The sequence below is a fragment of the Paraburkholderia phytofirmans OLGA172 genome, assembly GCF_001634365.1.
Taxonomy (GTDB): domain Bacteria; phylum Pseudomonadota; class Gammaproteobacteria; order Burkholderiales; family Burkholderiaceae; genus Paraburkholderia.
In genome coordinates this window covers 269200-283724 of the sequence record NZ_CP014578.1, presented here as the reverse complement: position 1 = coordinate 283724, position 14525 = coordinate 269200, and the positions used below count along the sequence as shown (strand labels likewise).

Below are 14525 nucleotides of genomic sequence, written 5' to 3'. Positions count from 1 at the left end.
CTTATTCCTTCACATGCATCGTATCGAGCACGCGCTTGCGCAAGCGCGTGTCGTGCAGCGCGCCGGCTGCGTCGAGCACCGGATAGGCCGTCGAACAGAACAGTGAATTGAGCCGCTTCATGTCGCTGATCAGATCCAGATGCAACGCGCTGGTCTCGATGCTGCGCAGGGTTTGCCCCGCGAGCCGGTCCAGGTGCTTGTATGAATACGCGCGCTCCAGATCGCGAAAGCGCTCCTTCTCCGCCAGCAGCCGCTCGGCGCAACGCAGGTCGTTAGTCAGAAACACCGACAGGCCAAGCTGCAGATTGCTGACGAGCCGTGCCTGCAGGTCGTCCAGCTCGCCCAGCCCCTCCTCCGAAAACGACAGCCGGTGCGCGATCTTCTTTTCCTCGATATCGCCAACGATCCGCTCGATGATGTCGCCCGCATGCTCCAGATTGATCGTCAACGCGATGATGTCGGTCCAGCGGCGGCTGTCAGCTTCATCGAGTTGCTCGCGGGAGATCAGTGTCAGATAGCTTTTGACCGCGGCGTAGAGTTGGTCCACGTCGTCGTCCATACGGACCGTTTCGCGCGCCTTGTCGAGGTTGTTGTCATGAATCAGGTCCGCGATGTTATCGAGCATGGTGCGCACGATGTCGCCGATGCGCAGCACCTCGCGGGCGGCGTGCGCGAGTGCGAGCGTGGGTGTGGGAAGCGCGGCGGCATCCAGATGCAGCGGCCGCAGTTCGCCGTTGGGCTGCGGCCGGTCCGGCAATACCCGCGTGCAGATGCGCGCCACCGGATCGATCAGCGAAAGGCAGGCGCAGCAACGCAGTGTGTTGTAGATCACGTGAAAACCGACCACCGCTTCGCGTGGATTCGCGATCAGCACCGGCAGCCCGCGTGCAAGCAACGGCGCGAACGGCAGGATCAGCAACGCGCCGGTCAGCTTGAATGCGAGACTGCCCAAGGCCAGACGCCGCGCCGCCGCGTTCTGCGCGAGCGTACCCATCAGCGCCAGCAAGCCGCTGCCGAGATTCGCGCCGATCACCAGACACAGCGCCACCTTCAGCGAGATCACGCCGGACGAGGCAAGCGTCGCAGTCAGCAGGACCGCCGCGAGACTCGAATAGGACAGCATCGCGAATGCCGCGCCGACCAGCGCGTCGAGCATGGTGTCGCCGGTCAGCGCGCCGAACATCACGCGCACGCCGGCGCCTTGCATCATCGGCTGGGCGGTTTCGACGATCAGGTGCAGCGCCAGCAGGATCAAGCCTAGCCCGATCAGCGTACGGCCGACCTGGCCGAGGCGGGTTTGCTTGCGCGACAGAAAGAGCGGCACGCCGAACAGAATCAGGATCGGCGACAGCCATGACAGATCGAGTGTCAGCACCCGCGCCATGAGTGCGGTGCCGACGTCGCCGCCAAGCATGATCGCGAGGCCGCTGGTAAGCGGCAGGAGACCTTGCGCAGCGAAGGACGTGACAATCACCGCCGTTGCATTGCTGCTCTGCACGAGGCTTGTGACGCCAACGCCCGCGAGGAAGGCACGCCAGCGACTGCTGGTGCTGCGCCCGAGGACGCTGCGCAGATCGGCGCCGAGCACGCGCAGGATGCCGGTACGTACGATATGCGAGCCCCACACGAGGAGCGCCACACCAGCCAGAAGGTTAAGGAGAATCAACATAAGGCACTGCGCACCCGTTCCTGCTGCCAAGACCCGAACCGCATGCCGCGCGAACCGGCACCCGGGGCGTTTATGACACTAGTGTTGCACATTTTTGCCTTATTGTAATTTTGTGCTTTTGAATATACGCTCGTGCCAGCCTGTGGATTGCGGTGTGCCGGCTCATGGTCCGGCACGCGATTCGCTCAACTACTTATTTTTCTCACTCTCACAAGGACGCTGGATGAGCCGCAACCTTGCGCTGTTCGACCTGGACCACACGCTGCTGCCGCTCGACAGCGATCAGGCGTGGGCCCATTTCATCGCCGGATTGGGCATAGAAGGCGCTGCGCAGCACGCGGAGGAAATCGACGACTATTACCGCCAGTATGTGGCCGGCACACTCGATATGACCGCCTACCTGAATTACACATTGGCGCCGCTGGCTCGCCACTCGCGCGAGCAGCTCGACGCGTGGCACGCGCAGTTCATGGAGGAGGTGATTGCGCCGGCCATTCTGCCCGCTGCGCGGAAACTCGTGCAACGTCATATCGACGCAGGCGACCTGTGCTGCGTCGTCACAGCCACCAATGTGTTCATTACGAAACCGATCGCCAAGGCACTCGGCTTCGAACATTTGCTGGGGATCGATCTCGGCACTGAAGACGGCGATCCGTTGGCACGCTTTACCGGAAATTCGGTCGGCGTGCCGACCTTCCGCGAGGGCAAGATCACGCGCACCGAGGACTGGCTAGCTTCGCTCGGCCAGCGCCTGCAGGATTTCCCGCAGAGCCGGTTCTATAGCGATTCGATCAACGACGTGCCTTTGCTCGAGCGTGTCACGCATCCGGTCGCGACCAATCCCGACCCGCGTTTGCGCGCCGTTGCCACGGAACGCGGCTGGCCTGTGATTGAATTGTTTGCTTGAGCGTGCGCGGGCTGGCGGCTAGACGCGCCCCTTCACAATACTGGTGTGCCTGGGTGCGGCCGATGCAGCGGCTCGTCCAACGCGTCACGCAAGAGAACAGGAGCGTGATGGATGGTTGATGTGGTTTTCGCTGCTCATAACCGGCGTCGTCGCGGCCTCCTTTTCCGCATCTCATTATTCGCTTACCTAACTGATTTAGGCGCGCTGAGCTGCACTTTTCGACCTGGTTTCAAGGAGATCCAGCATGCCCAATTTGATCTACCGCCTCATCGAAGACCGCGCGCTGCGCCATCGTTTTATCGGCTTTCTCTATCCGTTCACGATTATCGGCGGAGTGATATCTGTTACTTGCAGTCTGCTCGCGCGCCACTACCGCTAAGCAGCACAGGCAGATCGCCGCGCGGAACTGCTGAACCGCCCGCTCCAGCGCCCCAAAAAAGAACAAAGCCCGCAACACGTGCGGGCTTTGCATTTTCAAACTGACAACACACTAAACCGTTCAAACCACCCCGGCTCCATGCGCCTGCAGATCGGCGTGGTAGCTCGAGCGAACCATCGCGCCTACCGCCGCGTGTGTGAAGCCCATCTTGTACGCTTCTTCTTCGTACATCTTGAACGTGTCCGGATGCACATACGAGCGGACCGGCAGGTGGTGCTCCGACGGCTGCAGATACTGACCGATCGTCAGCATGTCCACGTCGTGTTCGCGCAGATCGCGCATCACTTGCAGAATCTCTTCTTCGGTTTCGCCGAGGCCGACCATCAGGCCAGACTTGGTCGCGACGTCCGGATGCAGCGCCTTGAAATCCTTCAGCAGTTTCAGCGAATGCGCGTAGTCCGAACCCGGGCGCGCTTCCTTGTACAGGCGCGGTACCGTTTCGAGGTTGTGGTTCATCACATCGGGCGGTGCGGCGTTCAGAATGCCGATCGCACGATCCAGACGGCCGCGGAAGTCCGGTGTCAGAATTTCAATGCGTGTTTCCGGCGACAGTTCGCGTGTCTGACGGATACATTCCACGAAGTGAGCCGCGCCACCGTCGCGCAAATCGTCACGGTCGACGCTCGTGATCACCACGTACTTCAGCTTCAGTGCGGCGATGGTGCGCGCCAGGTTGCCCGGCTCATCCACATCGAGCGGATCGGGGCGGCCGTGGCCGACGTCGCAGAACGGGCAGCGGCGCGTGCACTTGTCGCCCATGATCATGAACGTCGCGGTGCCCTTGCCGAAGCATTCGCCGATATTCGGGCAGCTCGCTTCTTCGCACACCGTGTGCAGGTTGTGTTCGCGCAGAATCTGCTTGATTTCGTAGAAGCGCGAATTGCCGGTGGCCGCTTTGACGCGAATCCAGTCCGGCTTTTTCAGCTTTTCGATCGGGACGATCTTGATCGGGATACGGGCGGTTTTGGCTTGTGCCTTCTGCTTCGCGGTGGCGTCGTAGGCAGCGGCGGAAGCCGGCTCGGCGGCAGAAGCGGCAGAAGCAGCGAGGTTCGCGGTAACGTCAGTCATTCGTTCGGTCCAGTCAGGCGGTGAGAGCACCAGCCTGCGGTTGGGCGACGGCTGCGGGACTGCCGTCGAGGTTTGCGGTGAGGCGTGCTGCAAAGGTACGGGCCACGTCGTCCCAGCCGGCGGCAACACCCAGCGTTGCCATATCGACTGTTTCGAGCCCCGCGTAGCCGCATGGGTTGATGGCCAGAAACGGCCGCAAGTCCATGTTCACATTCAGGCTCACGCCGTGATAGCTGCAGCCGTTGCGGATTTTCAGACCCAGCGCGGCGATCTTGGCGCCGGCATTCAGCCCGGCATCCGGCCCGGGCGCCACGTAGATACCAGGGGCGCCCGCCTTGCGTTCTCCCGCGAGATTATACGCCGCGAGGGTGTCGATCACAGCCTGCTCGATCCGCGTGACCATCTCGCGCACCATCAGCTTGCGCCGGCGCAGATCCAGCAGCAGGTAGGCAACCACCTGCCCGGGTCCGTGATAGGTGATCTGCCCCCCCCGGTCGACCTTGACGAGCGGAATACCGCTATCGGCGGCCAGGAGATGCGCCGGGTCGCCGGCCTGGCCAAGCGTAAAGACGGGAGGGTGTTCGACCAGCCAGATTTCGTCGGATGTATCGGCAGTGCGCGCGTCGGTGAACGCGCGCATCGCTTCGAAACTGGCTTCGTAAGGTTCGTTGCCAAGCCAGCGCAGCGTAAGCGGCGCCATGGCGGGCAAAGGAGACGGGGAAACCGGGGCGGCGCACATAATTCCCACAGTTTACCGAAATCTGGGCATCCCCGCCGGACGCACCTGCTTAAGGGCATGGCGCCGCCTCGTATCGCGCCGGAGCGCCGTTTAGCCTGAGCGCCGTTTTGCCTGAGCGCCGATGCGCGATCACGTCGCGGCGCTCCCTGCGTTCACACCGTGCGCCAGCCCCCACGCATGCGGGCCGCCAGCCGTTCGCCGACCCGCGCGAGCCAGTTCAGTGCACGCTCATCGCAGCGCGTCGGCACCGAAAACGCGACCTTCGCGTGCGTGCTGCCCTCCGCGCTCAACCACAACCGTTCACCGCGCCGCAGCCGCAGCGTGTGGCCAGGCTGCAGCCAGTAGTCGTCCGTGTCGTCGCTGCGCGTAACCCACACCGCGCCACCGTGCACAACCAGCTTGGTGCTGCGCGCCACCTTCATAGGAATGGTTTCGCCGTTGCGGATTTCAAACGCGATGCTAGAGGAAATTTCTCGCATAATGCCCTCGCAAAAGTTCGTTTCGTGGCTACAATCGTAGGCGTAGCAAGGGTTTACGCAAAACGATCTATTTTCACCTCTATGTGAGAAATATTGCGATGGACCTCCGGCAATTACCCCCACTGAACGCCATCAAGGCGTTCGAAGCCGCCGCCCGCCACGAGAGCTTCTCGCGCGCCGCTGACGAACTGTTCGTCACGCACGGCGCTGTCAGTCACCAGATTCGCGCGCTTGAGGCGGAGTTGGGCGTCACGCTGTTCGCCCGCGACGGCAAACGCGTACGGCTCACGGACACGGGCCGGCGCTATGCCACGCGCGTGCGCAGCGCGCTGACGGCGCTTGTCGACGCCACCCGCGAAATCCGCGCCGGCGACCGCGAGCGGCGCCTTGTCGTGTCCATGCTGTCCTCGTTTGCGGCGCGCTGGGTGACGCCGCGCATTGGCAGCTTTATCGAGGCGCATCCCCAGTGGGACCTCGAACTGCTGTCCACCAATGCGTTGACCGACTTCGCGCGCGACGACGTCGACGTGGCGATCCGCTTCGGCTACGGCAAGTATTCGGGGCTGCACGCGGAGTTGCTGCTGGAGGAGATATTCTTTCCGGCCTGCGCACCGAATTTCAACGGCGGCAAGCTGCCGCAAACGCCGGCCGATCTGGCCAAGGTCCCGCTGCTGCGTTCGGACGACGAACTCTGGCGCCCGTGGTTCGACGCGGCCGGCCTCACCGACTGGCCGGAGCCGAAGCGCGGCGTGCTGTATCAGGATTCGTCGAATTTGCTGCAGGCGGCCATCGACGGTCAGGGGATCGCGCTCACGCGCCGTTCGCTGGCAATGCACGAGATCGCAGCAGGCCGCCTTGTGCGGCTATTCGATGTGGATGGACCAAGCCCATGGCAGTACTACTTCATCTGCCCGCCGCAGATGCTCGAAACCGCGCGCGTCAAGGCGTTCCGCGCCTGGGTATTCGAAGAAGTGGGACGGTTCAGACAGCTTTTCGAGCGGGCTTGCGAGGCGGGGCCTGCAGCAAGCGCCGATCTGGCGGCGGACGCATTGCACGTCACGCCGTAAAACCGAGACACACAGCGCCAGGCTTTAAAGCACCACTTTCACCATCGGATGGCCGGTGAGCGCGCGATAGATATCGTCGAGCTGCGCCTGGCTCGTGGCGCGCACTGTGACCGTCAAACCGGTGTAATTGCCGCCGCTGGACGGCCGCGTTTCCACGCGCTCGGGGTCCACTTCGTTATCGAACTGCCGAACCACCGAGACAATCGTCTCGGCGAACTCTGGATGCGACTTGCCCATGATCTTGATGGGAAAGTCGCACGGAAACTCAAGCAACGATTCTTTCGCGGGATTCACTTTCTACTCCTTGCAGCGCTTCTAGCGCTTCCTTGGCCTTGGCACGCTGATAGGCCGCGTACAACACGCCATCCTTCACCAGCGCGCTTCGGACAAGGGCACCAGCTCGCCGTTCAGATAAACGATCGGATCGAGCGAAATATCGGCAACAGCGGTCATCGCAATCGGGCTCTTACTTCTTCTTGTTGAACATCAGCATCAGCGAATCCCATACGCGGCCGACCACGCCGGCTTGCGGTACAGCCTGCAACGCGACAATCGGGAATTGCGCCAGCACCTTGCCGTCGGCCACCAGCTTCGCCGTGCCGACTCGCTGACCATTCGCGATCGGCGCGATCAGCGGATCGATCTGCTCGATCTGCGGCTTCACCTTGTCGCCCATGCCCTTCGGCACGGTGATGGTCTGATCGCCCTTCACGCCGATCTGCACGGTGTCCTGCGCACCCTTGTAGACGCGCGGCGTGCCCACCACCTGATTCGCCTTGTACAGACGCACCGTGTCATACGCGGTGTAGCCGTAGTTCAGCATCTTCAGGGCGTCCTGCACGCGGTCGTGTTCCTTGGTCTCGCCCATCATCACCGCGACGAGGCGGCGCGAGCCGTCGGTCGTGCCCGGCAGCGAACGCTTCGCGCTGGCGATCAGGCAGTAGCCGGCGGCCTGCGTGTGACCGGTCTTCAGGCCGTCCACCGTCGGATCGATCCACAGCAGACGGTTGCGGTTCGGCTGCTTGATCTTGTTGTACGTGAATTCCTTGACCGAGAAGATGTTGTAGTAGTCGGGGAAGTCACGAATCAGACGCGCCGACAGAATCGCGAGGTCGCCCGCCGTGGTGTAGTGCTGCGGGTCGGGCATACCGTTCACGTCAGCAAAATGCGTGTGCGTCATGCCGAGTTTCTGCGCTTCGGTGTTCATCATGTTGACGAACTGCGCTTCGCTGCCGCCCACCAGTTCGGCCAGCGCGATCGCCGCGTCGTTACCGGACTGGATGATCATGCCGTACACCAGATCGTGCACGGTCACCGGCTTGTTCGCTTCGATGAACATGCGCGATTCGTCGGTTTTCACGCGGCGCACCGCTTCGCTCGGCTCAATCGTCTGGTCCATCGTGATCTTCTTCGTCTGCAGTGCTTCGAAGACGAGGTACGCGGTCATCAGCTTGGTCAGCGAGGCCGGCTCGGCGCGTTCGTCGGCATTTCCCGAGGCGAGCACCTGATTGCTGGTGGCGTCGACGAGCACCCACGAGCGCGCGTTCACCGCGGGCGGCGGCACCTGCGCGAACGCCGTGCTGGCAACGAGGGTTGCCGGCAGCACCATGCCGAGGGTCACGGCGCGGCTAAGCGCAGGGGGAACGAAAGAAGCAACTGACGGGAATGACGTGCGGCCGGAGGTGGAGAAACGCATAGGGTCGGTTCGTGCGAAAAAATACATCGCGCGCAGGGCGCACAGTTTGGAGGAGCCGGTCGGCGAACGTCAGGCCGTAAAACGGCGCGGCGCCCATTGGACTTCCGGCCACGCGATCGGTTCGCGCAGCACGCCTCGCATCCGGCACCGCTGCGCGCGCAAAGCTACGCGTCGCGCGAACTGCCGGGTGGGCGATGCTGCGCCCAAAAAAGAGCGCCTATTATACGCGCGCTATCCTGGTATCTTTGACCAAAGGGCGGCGATTAATTTGCGTTTGCACGTACCTGTACCCCGGAAAACACGCGCGGCGCGTCCCCCGCACCCCATTAACGCCACGCGTCGACAATGATCCGTTTCAGAACGTGCAGCTTGCGATGCAGAAAATGCTCTGCCCCCGGAATCACGACGATCGGCAATTCCTGCGGCCGCGCCCAGTCGTAAACCGACTGAATGGGAACGGTCTCGTCGGTTTCGCCGTGAATCACAAGCGTATTTTCCGGCACGGGTGCGACCTCCCAACGGCTCGCCGCCGTGCCGACGAACACGATCCGCTCGATCGCCTGACCTTCTTCGCGCAGCTTCGCAGCCACGTGCGACAACACGAAGGTGCCGAACGAAAAACCCGCCAGTACGAGCGGCAGATCGCCCTGCCCGGCTTGCGCGCGCATGTGATCGAGCACGGCGCGCAGATCGTCGCGCTCGCCGATGCCGGCGTCATGCTCGCCTTGCGTTTCGCCGACACCCCGGAAATTCGAGCGGTACGTCACGTAGTTCAACTGCACAAGCGTGCGCGCGAGCGTCTGCGCGACCTTGTTGTCCATCGTGCCGCCGAACAGCGGGTGCGGGTGCGCGACCAGGGCGATGCCGCGCGGCGCGGCGCCGTTCTCGCGCATGTCGTCGGGCAGATCCTGCGCGACCTCGATCTTGCCGACCGGGCCGTCGATCAGATACTTCTTCGTATGTACGTTCATGGCGCGGTTTATTGATCGATCTTCAGGCGCTCGACAATCTTGCCGTTCACGAGGTGCGAATCGACGATTTCGTCGATGTCGCTCTCGTCGACATACGTGTACCAGACGCCTTCCGGATACACGACGAGCGCCGGGCCGAGCTCGCAACGCTCGAGACAGCCTGCCTTGTTGATGCGCACCTGGCCCGGACCTGCAAGGCCGAGTTGCTTCACGCGTTTTTTCGCGTGTTCCTGCATCGCCTGCGCGTTGCAATTCGCGCAGCTCGGGCGCTCCGCGCCGGGATCGCGCTGATTGAGGCAGAAGAAGACGTGGTACTTGTAGAAGGAGTCCATGATGTCCGGAAGCGAGACTGTGAGAGTGGGAATGGCGCTGGAAGCGCTGCGGCGCGCCTGTTGTGCGGACGATTATAGCGAGCGGGGCTGACGGTCGCTGAACGACGGACTGACGGCGGCCCGCGGCCCGGCCGGGTATGCAGCGCACCTTGCGGCGTGCGCCCTGTGCGCCCTGTGCGACCCCGTGCGGCCCTGTGCGGCCGGGCGCGCCGCCCCATCCGGCCGCGCGCATGCGCCGCCCGTGCTTCATGCGCGTTTCACGCGCCGCCTGAGCCACACCTGTTCGACGCGATAGGCGAGCCACACCAGCGCCGCATACGGCCAGCTCCACGCGATCCAGTGCGCGAGACCGTTGAAGTGCAGATACCGCCCCTGGCGCCAGTCGGCCAGCACGGCATCGAAATACGGATTCACCGGCAGCAGATTGACGAACACCAGCGCGACTGTGAGCGCGCAGGCCGCGAGCGCCGCACGCGACCGGCGCCGCAAGCGCAGCGCCAGGAGTGCCGCGACGGCGCCGCACACAAGCCCCGCCAAGGCGCCGGGCGTCGCCCAGTCGAACGCAAGACCGGATTGCGATTGCAGAAAGGTCGCGCCCGCCTTGACGCACAAGGTCGTGACGATAAACAGGATCAACAGGCGCACGAGCGGCGCATGGCGGCGCACCGGCAGCGAAGCCAGGGCGAGTGCGGCGAACAGATCGAGCGTCGTGATGACAGCTTCCCAGGTGTCGTCCGGCAGCCAGGCGGCAACCAGCGCCGGCCACGCACCGACGTGCCAGGTCGGCGGCGTCCATGCGAGCAGGGCATCTTGTGTCGTCGAATCGAAACGCAGCCAAAGTTCGCGCGGCCAGTTGCCGAGACCGAAGAGGCGCGGCGCCGGGTACATCGTCGCGAACGGCCACAAGGCGACGAGGCACGCGAGCGCCGCCGTGTCGCGCTCGAACCAGAGAAGCCGCAAACGCCGCAGCAGACCGCGATCGAGCAATGCGCCAGTGGCCGGCGACATGATCGCCGCGCCGAGCAGCGCGCCGAGCGCATTGGCGGCCAGATCGAGGTTGGAGGCAACGCGCGTCGGCAGATAGGTTTGCACCGCTTCCATCACACCCGACAGCAACCCGCCGAGCACGAAGGCCAACGCGACCGCCAGCGTACCGCGCCAGCGCGGATACACCGCAAGCACCACCAGCGCGCCGAACGGCATATAGCCGAGCACGTTCGTGACGACGTCGAACGCCGTCAGGTACTGCGGCATGGGATCGGACAGGTAGGCAAACGGAGCGAGGCCGAGCGAACGCCAGCCGGAAAACGGATACCACGAACCGTAGACGATCAGCGCCGCGTACAGCCCCAGCGCCTGCCGGGCAAGCGCCGACGGACGGCGCTGCCAGGGTTTAACGCTCATGCAGCGCTCCGTTCTTTGCGCTGCATGCCGGTCATTGCGCGGCGACCAGCGCCTGCACGCCGAGCCATGCGCCGATCTGCGCGACGAGATCGTCGCTGGCCGCGGCGAGGGCTTGCGCGCCGCCGGCGGCGTCCGCCGAACTGGACGGCGCGCGCGCGATGAAGGTGCGCTGGCCGATCACCTTGCCGCCTTGCGTCAACGTAGCGCGCGCGGTAACTGCCGCATGGCTTTCCGACCGGCTATCGAAGACCTGTTCGAACTCGCTCAGATCGACCTTCAGGACCGCGGCGTGCACGCCGTCAGCGCCCGTCAGCACGGTGCCGCGCGAACTGAGCGCACCGCGCAGACGCTGGGTCAGCAATTGCGACGGCGCCATGGTCCAGTGGCTATTCGCGTACGACGCCGTCTGCTGCGCGTCGGCGTAGCTGAGCCGGTAAATCAGCTTGTCGGATTCGAGGTTGTCGGGCGCGGTGACATCCAGCACCTTCACCGCCGGCAGCGTGCCGGCCGAGGCCGCCGGATTCGGCGGCCCGAAGTCGTAGCGGATGTCCGAGATCGCCGCGGGGTTACCGGCACAGCCTGCAGCCAGCACGCCGAACGCGAGCAGCATCGCAAGCGCGGCGCTCGAGGACAACAATCGGTGAATCGAGCGTGACATAACCATGTTCCTTCTTCAAAACCTGCGAATCATTTCATTGAGGAGCGTGCGCAGCGGCGCGGGCCGCCGGCCACGTGAAGCCAGCTTCGCCGGGGCCCGGCGCCGCACCCGGCGCACCGAACAGCACGCTGCGCGGATTGGTGCTGAACGTGTCGGCAGCGCGGTCCACCGAACGGGCCGCGGAGCGCACGTCTTCGGCGAGCGAATTGACGCGCGGCAGCGTGTCGTAACCGACGCGCGCCGACAACTCCTGGATCGAACTGTCCATCGACACCAGCGCGTCACCCGCTTGCTGCGCCGCCGTTCCGACCTTGTTCAGGTTGGTTTCGAACGGCCCGTCCGGGCGGTTCAGACTGGTGATCAACTGATTGGTCGATGCCAGCGTGCGATCCAGTTCGTTGATCGTGGCGGGCAGCTTGCCGGCTGCGGGCGCCATCTGCTGGGTCAGCGTGGCGACGCCGTCGGCGGCCTTCTGAAGGCTCGCTGCCGTGCCCTGCAACTGGCTGACCATTGCCGGCGACAACAGATTGTCGACGTCGTCAGTGACTCTTTCGAGTTTGCGCAGCAAAACGTCGCCGCGCTGCTGCAACTGATCGAGCAAGCCCGGATGCATCGGCAATTGCGCCACCGCTTTAGCCGACGACGCGAGCGGTGTCAGATCGCGCCCAGTGTCATCCAGCTGGATGAAGGCGATACCCGTCACGCCCTGAAACCCCAGGCTGCCGAACGTGGAGTGCGTAATCGGCGCGTGCGTGTCGACGAGGATACGAATCAGAATCTGTCCCGGATGATCGCGGTCGAATTTGATCGACTGCACCTTGCCGACGTCGAGCCCGCGATAGCGCACGGCCGCGTCGGTATAGAGCCCCGTGACGTTGGTGCGCGCGATCAGATCGTACGGCACCCGTACGGAACGGTCGACGTTGAACAGAAAAGCCGCCACCGCGATTGCAGCCAGCAAGGCCACCGTGAAGATCCCTGCCCAGAAGGCATGTGATTTGTTTTCCATTGTCAGGTTCCCTGGTTCACAGCGGCAATTCGGACGATGCCGATTCGAGCGCCGCGCGCGGCAACTTTGCGCGGCGTTCCGGCGGCAGCGCCTGCAGCGCACGACGCCCGCGCAGGCCGAGGAAATATTCGCGGATAAAAGGATGATCGACGCCCGCCGCCTCTTCGACCGGCGCGGCGACCAGCACCTTGCGATCCGCCAGCACGGCGACGCGGGTGGACAGCGCGATCATCGTATCCAGATCGTGCGTGACCATGACCACCGTCAAACCGAGCGCGCGATGCAGCGCGGAGATCAGTTCGACGAATTCGTCGGACGCCTGAGGATCGAGGCCGGCGGTCGGTTCGTCGAGAAATAGCAGCTCGGGTTCGAGTGCGATGGCGCGCGCAATACCCACGCGCTTGATCATCCCGCCCGAGAGCGCGGATGGCATCTTCGATGCGTGCTTGCATGGCAGGCCGACCATCTCGAGCTTGAGCATCACGATGTCGCGCAGCAGGTCCGCGGGCACCTGGCCGAGCTCGCGCAAGGGCTGCGCGACGTTGTCGAACACCGAGAGCGACGAGAACAGCGCGCCGCGCTGAAACAGCATCCCGGAGCGGCTGCGCATGAGCAGCGCGTCTTCAGGCGAAATGGTGGCAATGTTCTCACCGAACAGCTTGATGGTCCCCGACGACGGCCGCTCCAGGCCGAGAATCTGCCGCACCAGCGTGGTCTTGCCCGAGCCCGACCCGCCGACGACCGAGACGATCTCGCCGCGCCGCACGTCGAAATTCAGATGCTGATGCACGATGTTGCGGCCGTAGCGCTTGGTGATGTCGATCACTTCGATCACCGGCTCCGCAATCTCGGGCATCGGTTGGCCGCGTACGGCCTGAGTGAGTGGCGCGATCATCCTAGCCCCACGTTCTGGAAGAGGATCGCGAACACCGCGTCCGCGAGAATCACGATAGTGATCGAGGTCACCACCGAGGTCGTCGTGCCTTCGCCGAGACTTTGCGAATTGGCCTTGATACGGAAGCCGAAGTGACAGCCGACGATCGCGATCAGCATGCCGAACGCGATGCCCTTGCCGAGGCCGATCCACAAGTTCGCAACCGGCACCACGCTCGGCAAGGCGCGCGCGAAGTAGCTCATGTCGATGCCGAGGACGATCTTCGCGGCGAGCGCGCCGCCCGTCAACGCGATGATATTGGTCCACATCACGAGGAGCGGCATGGCCACGCCAAGCGCGACCACGCGCGGCAGGATCAGCCGCAAGCCGTGCGGGATGCCCATCACGCGCATGGCGTCGAGTTCTTCGGTGACGCGCATCACGCCGATCTGCGCGGTAATCGCCGAGCCCGAGCGGCCCGCCACCAGAATCGCCGACAGCACGGGCCCCAGTTCGCGAATCACCGACAGCCCAAGAATATTGACGATGTACTGATTCGCGCCAAAAAGCCGCAGTTGCTGCGCCGACAGATAGCTCAACACGATGCCAATCAGGAACGCGACCAGCGCGGTGATCGGCAAGGCCTTGGCGCCGGCGTTATAGACGTTCGCGGAGATTTCGGTCCATGGCGTGATTTTCGGTTTGCGCAGGATCGCGAGGAGATCGATCACGACCTGCCCGAACATGCCGAATCCGCCGTACAGGTGCTCGAAGAACGAGAAGATCCCGAGGCCGAGCCGGGTGAAGGGATCGAACTTGATCACCGGCTCGACCTTTTCGCGCGCCGTATCGAGCAGTGCGATGCGCTCGAAAATGTCGCGTTGCGTATCGGTGAGCGTGGTGTCCGGGGGCAGCCTGTGGCCCCACACGCGCCACAGTGCCTGACCGCCGACGTGGTCCATCCGGTCGATACGCGACAGGTCCCATTGGCGGATGCCCTCAGCGCCGAGCAGCGAGTGCAACAGAGGAATCACGTGGCCGGTGGCCTTGTCGCGAGCGAGCGCGAGCGCTGTCCACTGGCCCGAGAGCCGGACGATCTTGCCTTGGCTGCCAGCCGCGACTTCAAGGCCGGGCGGAGTGTCGTAGTTCAAGGATCGCTGCAATCTGGTTATCGGATTAGGGGTCATTGTAGCGAAGGCGCGGCAGATGAACC

At 63.8% G+C, this 14525-nt stretch carries 16 protein-coding genes; 3 read left to right on the top strand and 13 right to left on the bottom strand.

Features of this window, described 5'->3' with window-relative positions:
• Nucleotide 1: 1 nt before the first annotated feature.
• Nucleotides 2-1669 (bottom strand): Na/Pi cotransporter family protein, encoded by a 1668-nt coding sequence (locus AYM40_RS01230; protein WP_063494620.1) that lies wholly within the window; start codon nucleotides 1667-1669, stop codon nucleotides 2-4.
• A 223-nt stretch (nucleotides 1670-1892) separates the two neighbouring features.
• Between AYM40_RS01230 and AYM40_RS01225 the strand changes: the two genes are divergently transcribed.
• The gene (locus tag AYM40_RS01225; protein WP_063494619.1) at nucleotides 1893-2576 is read left to right on the top strand and encodes an HAD family hydrolase; all 684 of its coding nucleotides are present in this window, start codon (nucleotides 1893-1895) and stop codon (nucleotides 2574-2576) included.
• A 244-nt stretch (nucleotides 2577-2820) separates the two neighbouring features.
• Nucleotides 2821-2955 carry a hypothetical protein gene (locus tag AYM40_RS43210; protein WP_256390471.1) on the top strand — a complete coding sequence of 45 codons (135 nt, stop codon included), beginning with the start codon at nucleotides 2821-2823 and terminating at the stop codon, nucleotides 2953-2955.
• A gap of 120 nt (nucleotides 2956-3075) precedes the next feature.
• On the opposite strand, the gene lipA is transcribed toward AYM40_RS43210, so the two are convergent.
• The 3 genes from lipA to AYM40_RS01210 all read right to left on the bottom strand — a co-directional run bounded on the left by lipA (nucleotide 3076) and on the right by AYM40_RS01210 (nucleotide 5301).
• Nucleotides 3076-4083, bottom strand: coding sequence for a lipoyl synthase (lipA, locus tag AYM40_RS01220; RefSeq protein ID WP_063494618.1), 1008 nt, complete (start codon nucleotides 4081-4083; stop codon nucleotides 3076-3078).
• A 13-nt stretch (nucleotides 4084-4096) separates the two neighbouring features.
• Nucleotides 4097-4822: a lipoyl(octanoyl) transferase LipB gene (lipB, locus tag AYM40_RS01215; protein WP_063494617.1), complete on the bottom strand. Its 726-nt coding sequence runs from the start codon at nucleotides 4820-4822 to the stop codon at nucleotides 4097-4099.
• A gap of 152 nt (nucleotides 4823-4974) precedes the next feature.
• On the bottom strand, nucleotides 4975-5301 hold the full coding sequence (locus AYM40_RS01210; RefSeq protein WP_063494616.1) for a DUF2917 domain-containing protein: 327 nt from the start codon (nucleotides 5299-5301) through the stop codon (nucleotides 4975-4977).
• A 98-nt stretch (nucleotides 5302-5399) separates the two neighbouring features.
• Between AYM40_RS01210 and AYM40_RS01205 the strand changes: the two genes are divergently transcribed.
• Complete coding sequence (locus AYM40_RS01205) at nucleotides 5400-6368, top strand: transcriptional regulator GcvA (RefSeq protein ID WP_063494615.1); 969 nt, start codon at nucleotides 5400-5402, stop codon at nucleotides 6366-6368.
• 24 nt (nucleotides 6369-6392) lie between these two features.
• On the opposite strand, the gene AYM40_RS01200 is transcribed toward AYM40_RS01205, so the two are convergent.
• The 9 genes from AYM40_RS01200 to AYM40_RS01160 all read right to left on the bottom strand — a co-directional run bounded on the left by AYM40_RS01200 (nucleotide 6393) and on the right by AYM40_RS01160 (nucleotide 14463).
• The gene (locus AYM40_RS01200) at nucleotides 6393-6662 is read right to left on the bottom strand and encodes a DUF493 family protein (protein WP_063494614.1); all 270 of its coding nucleotides are present in this window, start codon (nucleotides 6660-6662) and stop codon (nucleotides 6393-6395) included.
• Between the two features lie 172 nt (nucleotides 6663-6834).
• On the bottom strand, nucleotides 6835-8064 hold the full coding sequence (locus AYM40_RS01195) for a D-alanyl-D-alanine carboxypeptidase family protein (RefSeq protein ID WP_063494613.1): 1230 nt from the start codon (nucleotides 8062-8064) through the stop codon (nucleotides 6835-6837).
• Between the two features lie 326 nt (nucleotides 8065-8390).
• Entirely contained in the window at nucleotides 8391-9035 is a 645-nt protein-coding gene (locus AYM40_RS01190) for an alpha/beta hydrolase (RefSeq protein ID WP_063494612.1), read from the bottom strand.
• Between the two features lie 8 nt (nucleotides 9036-9043).
• On the bottom strand, nucleotides 9044-9367 hold the full coding sequence (locus AYM40_RS01185; protein ID WP_063494611.1) for a (2Fe-2S) ferredoxin domain-containing protein: 324 nt from the start codon (nucleotides 9365-9367) through the stop codon (nucleotides 9044-9046).
• A gap of 246 nt (nucleotides 9368-9613) precedes the next feature.
• A complete protein-coding gene (locus AYM40_RS01180; protein ID WP_063494610.1) occupies nucleotides 9614-10771 on the bottom strand; it encodes a VanZ family protein in 1158 nt (385 codons plus the stop codon).
• Between the two features lie 31 nt (nucleotides 10772-10802).
• Nucleotides 10803-11429: an ABC-type transport auxiliary lipoprotein family protein gene (locus AYM40_RS01175; RefSeq protein WP_063494609.1), complete on the bottom strand. Its 627-nt coding sequence runs from the start codon at nucleotides 11427-11429 to the stop codon at nucleotides 10803-10805.
• A gap of 34 nt (nucleotides 11430-11463) precedes the next feature.
• Nucleotides 11464-12438: an MlaD family protein gene (locus AYM40_RS01170; protein ID WP_063494608.1), complete on the bottom strand. Its 975-nt coding sequence runs from the start codon at nucleotides 12436-12438 to the stop codon at nucleotides 11464-11466.
• A gap of 16 nt (nucleotides 12439-12454) precedes the next feature.
• Nucleotides 12455-13333, bottom strand: coding sequence for an ABC transporter ATP-binding protein (locus AYM40_RS01165; RefSeq protein ID WP_063494607.1), 879 nt, complete (start codon nucleotides 13331-13333; stop codon nucleotides 12455-12457).
• Nucleotides 13330-14463, bottom strand: coding sequence for an MlaE family ABC transporter permease (locus AYM40_RS01160; protein WP_063494606.1), 1134 nt, complete (start codon nucleotides 14461-14463; stop codon nucleotides 13330-13332). The genes AYM40_RS01165 and AYM40_RS01160 overlap by 4 nt, the downstream gene beginning before the upstream one ends.
• Nucleotides 14464-14525 lie beyond the last annotated feature (62 nt).

What these genes read in the sequence shown, in the direction of transcription:
- AYM40_RS01230 (WP_063494620.1), bottom strand. Translation starts at nt 1,669, where the DNA reads ATGTTGATTCTCCTTAACCTTCTGGCTGGTGTGGCGCTCCTCGTGTGG.
- AYM40_RS01225 (WP_063494619.1), top strand. Translation starts at nt 1,893, where the DNA reads ATGAGCCGCAACCTTGCGCTGTTCGACCTGGACCACACGCTGCTGCCG.
- AYM40_RS43210 (WP_256390471.1), top strand. Translation starts at nt 2,821, where the DNA reads ATGCCCAATTTGATCTACCGCCTCATCGAAGACCGCGCGCTGCGCCAT.
- lipA (WP_063494618.1), bottom strand. Translation starts at nt 4,083, where the DNA reads ATGACTGACGTTACCGCGAACCTCGCTGCTTCTGCCGCTTCTGCCGCC.
- lipB (WP_063494617.1), bottom strand. Translation starts at nt 4,822, where the DNA reads ATGTGCGCCGCCCCGGTTTCCCCGTCTCCTTTGCCCGCCATGGCGCCG.
- AYM40_RS01210 (WP_063494616.1), bottom strand. Translation starts at nt 5,301, where the DNA reads ATGCGAGAAATTTCCTCTAGCATCGCGTTTGAAATCCGCAACGGCGAA.
- AYM40_RS01205 (WP_063494615.1), top strand. Translation starts at nt 5,400, where the DNA reads ATGGACCTCCGGCAATTACCCCCACTGAACGCCATCAAGGCGTTCGAA.
- AYM40_RS01195 (WP_063494613.1), bottom strand. Translation starts at nt 8,064, where the DNA reads ATGCGTTTCTCCACCTCCGGCCGCACGTCATTCCCGTCAGTTGCTTCT.
- AYM40_RS01190 (WP_063494612.1), bottom strand. Translation starts at nt 9,035, where the DNA reads ATGAACGTACATACGAAGAAGTATCTGATCGACGGCCCGGTCGGCAAG.
- AYM40_RS01185 (WP_063494611.1), bottom strand. Translation starts at nt 9,367, where the DNA reads ATGGACTCCTTCTACAAGTACCACGTCTTCTTCTGCCTCAATCAGCGC.
- AYM40_RS01180 (WP_063494610.1), bottom strand. Translation starts at nt 10,771, where the DNA reads ATGAGCGTTAAACCCTGGCAGCGCCGTCCGTCGGCGCTTGCCCGGCAG.
- AYM40_RS01175 (WP_063494609.1), bottom strand. Translation starts at nt 11,429, where the DNA reads ATGTCACGCTCGATTCACCGATTGTTGTCCTCGAGCGCCGCGCTTGCG.
- AYM40_RS01170 (WP_063494608.1), bottom strand. Translation starts at nt 12,438, where the DNA reads ATGGAAAACAAATCACATGCCTTCTGGGCAGGGATCTTCACGGTGGCC.
- AYM40_RS01165 (WP_063494607.1), bottom strand. Translation starts at nt 13,333, where the DNA reads ATGATCGCGCCACTCACTCAGGCCGTACGCGGCCAACCGATGCCCGAG.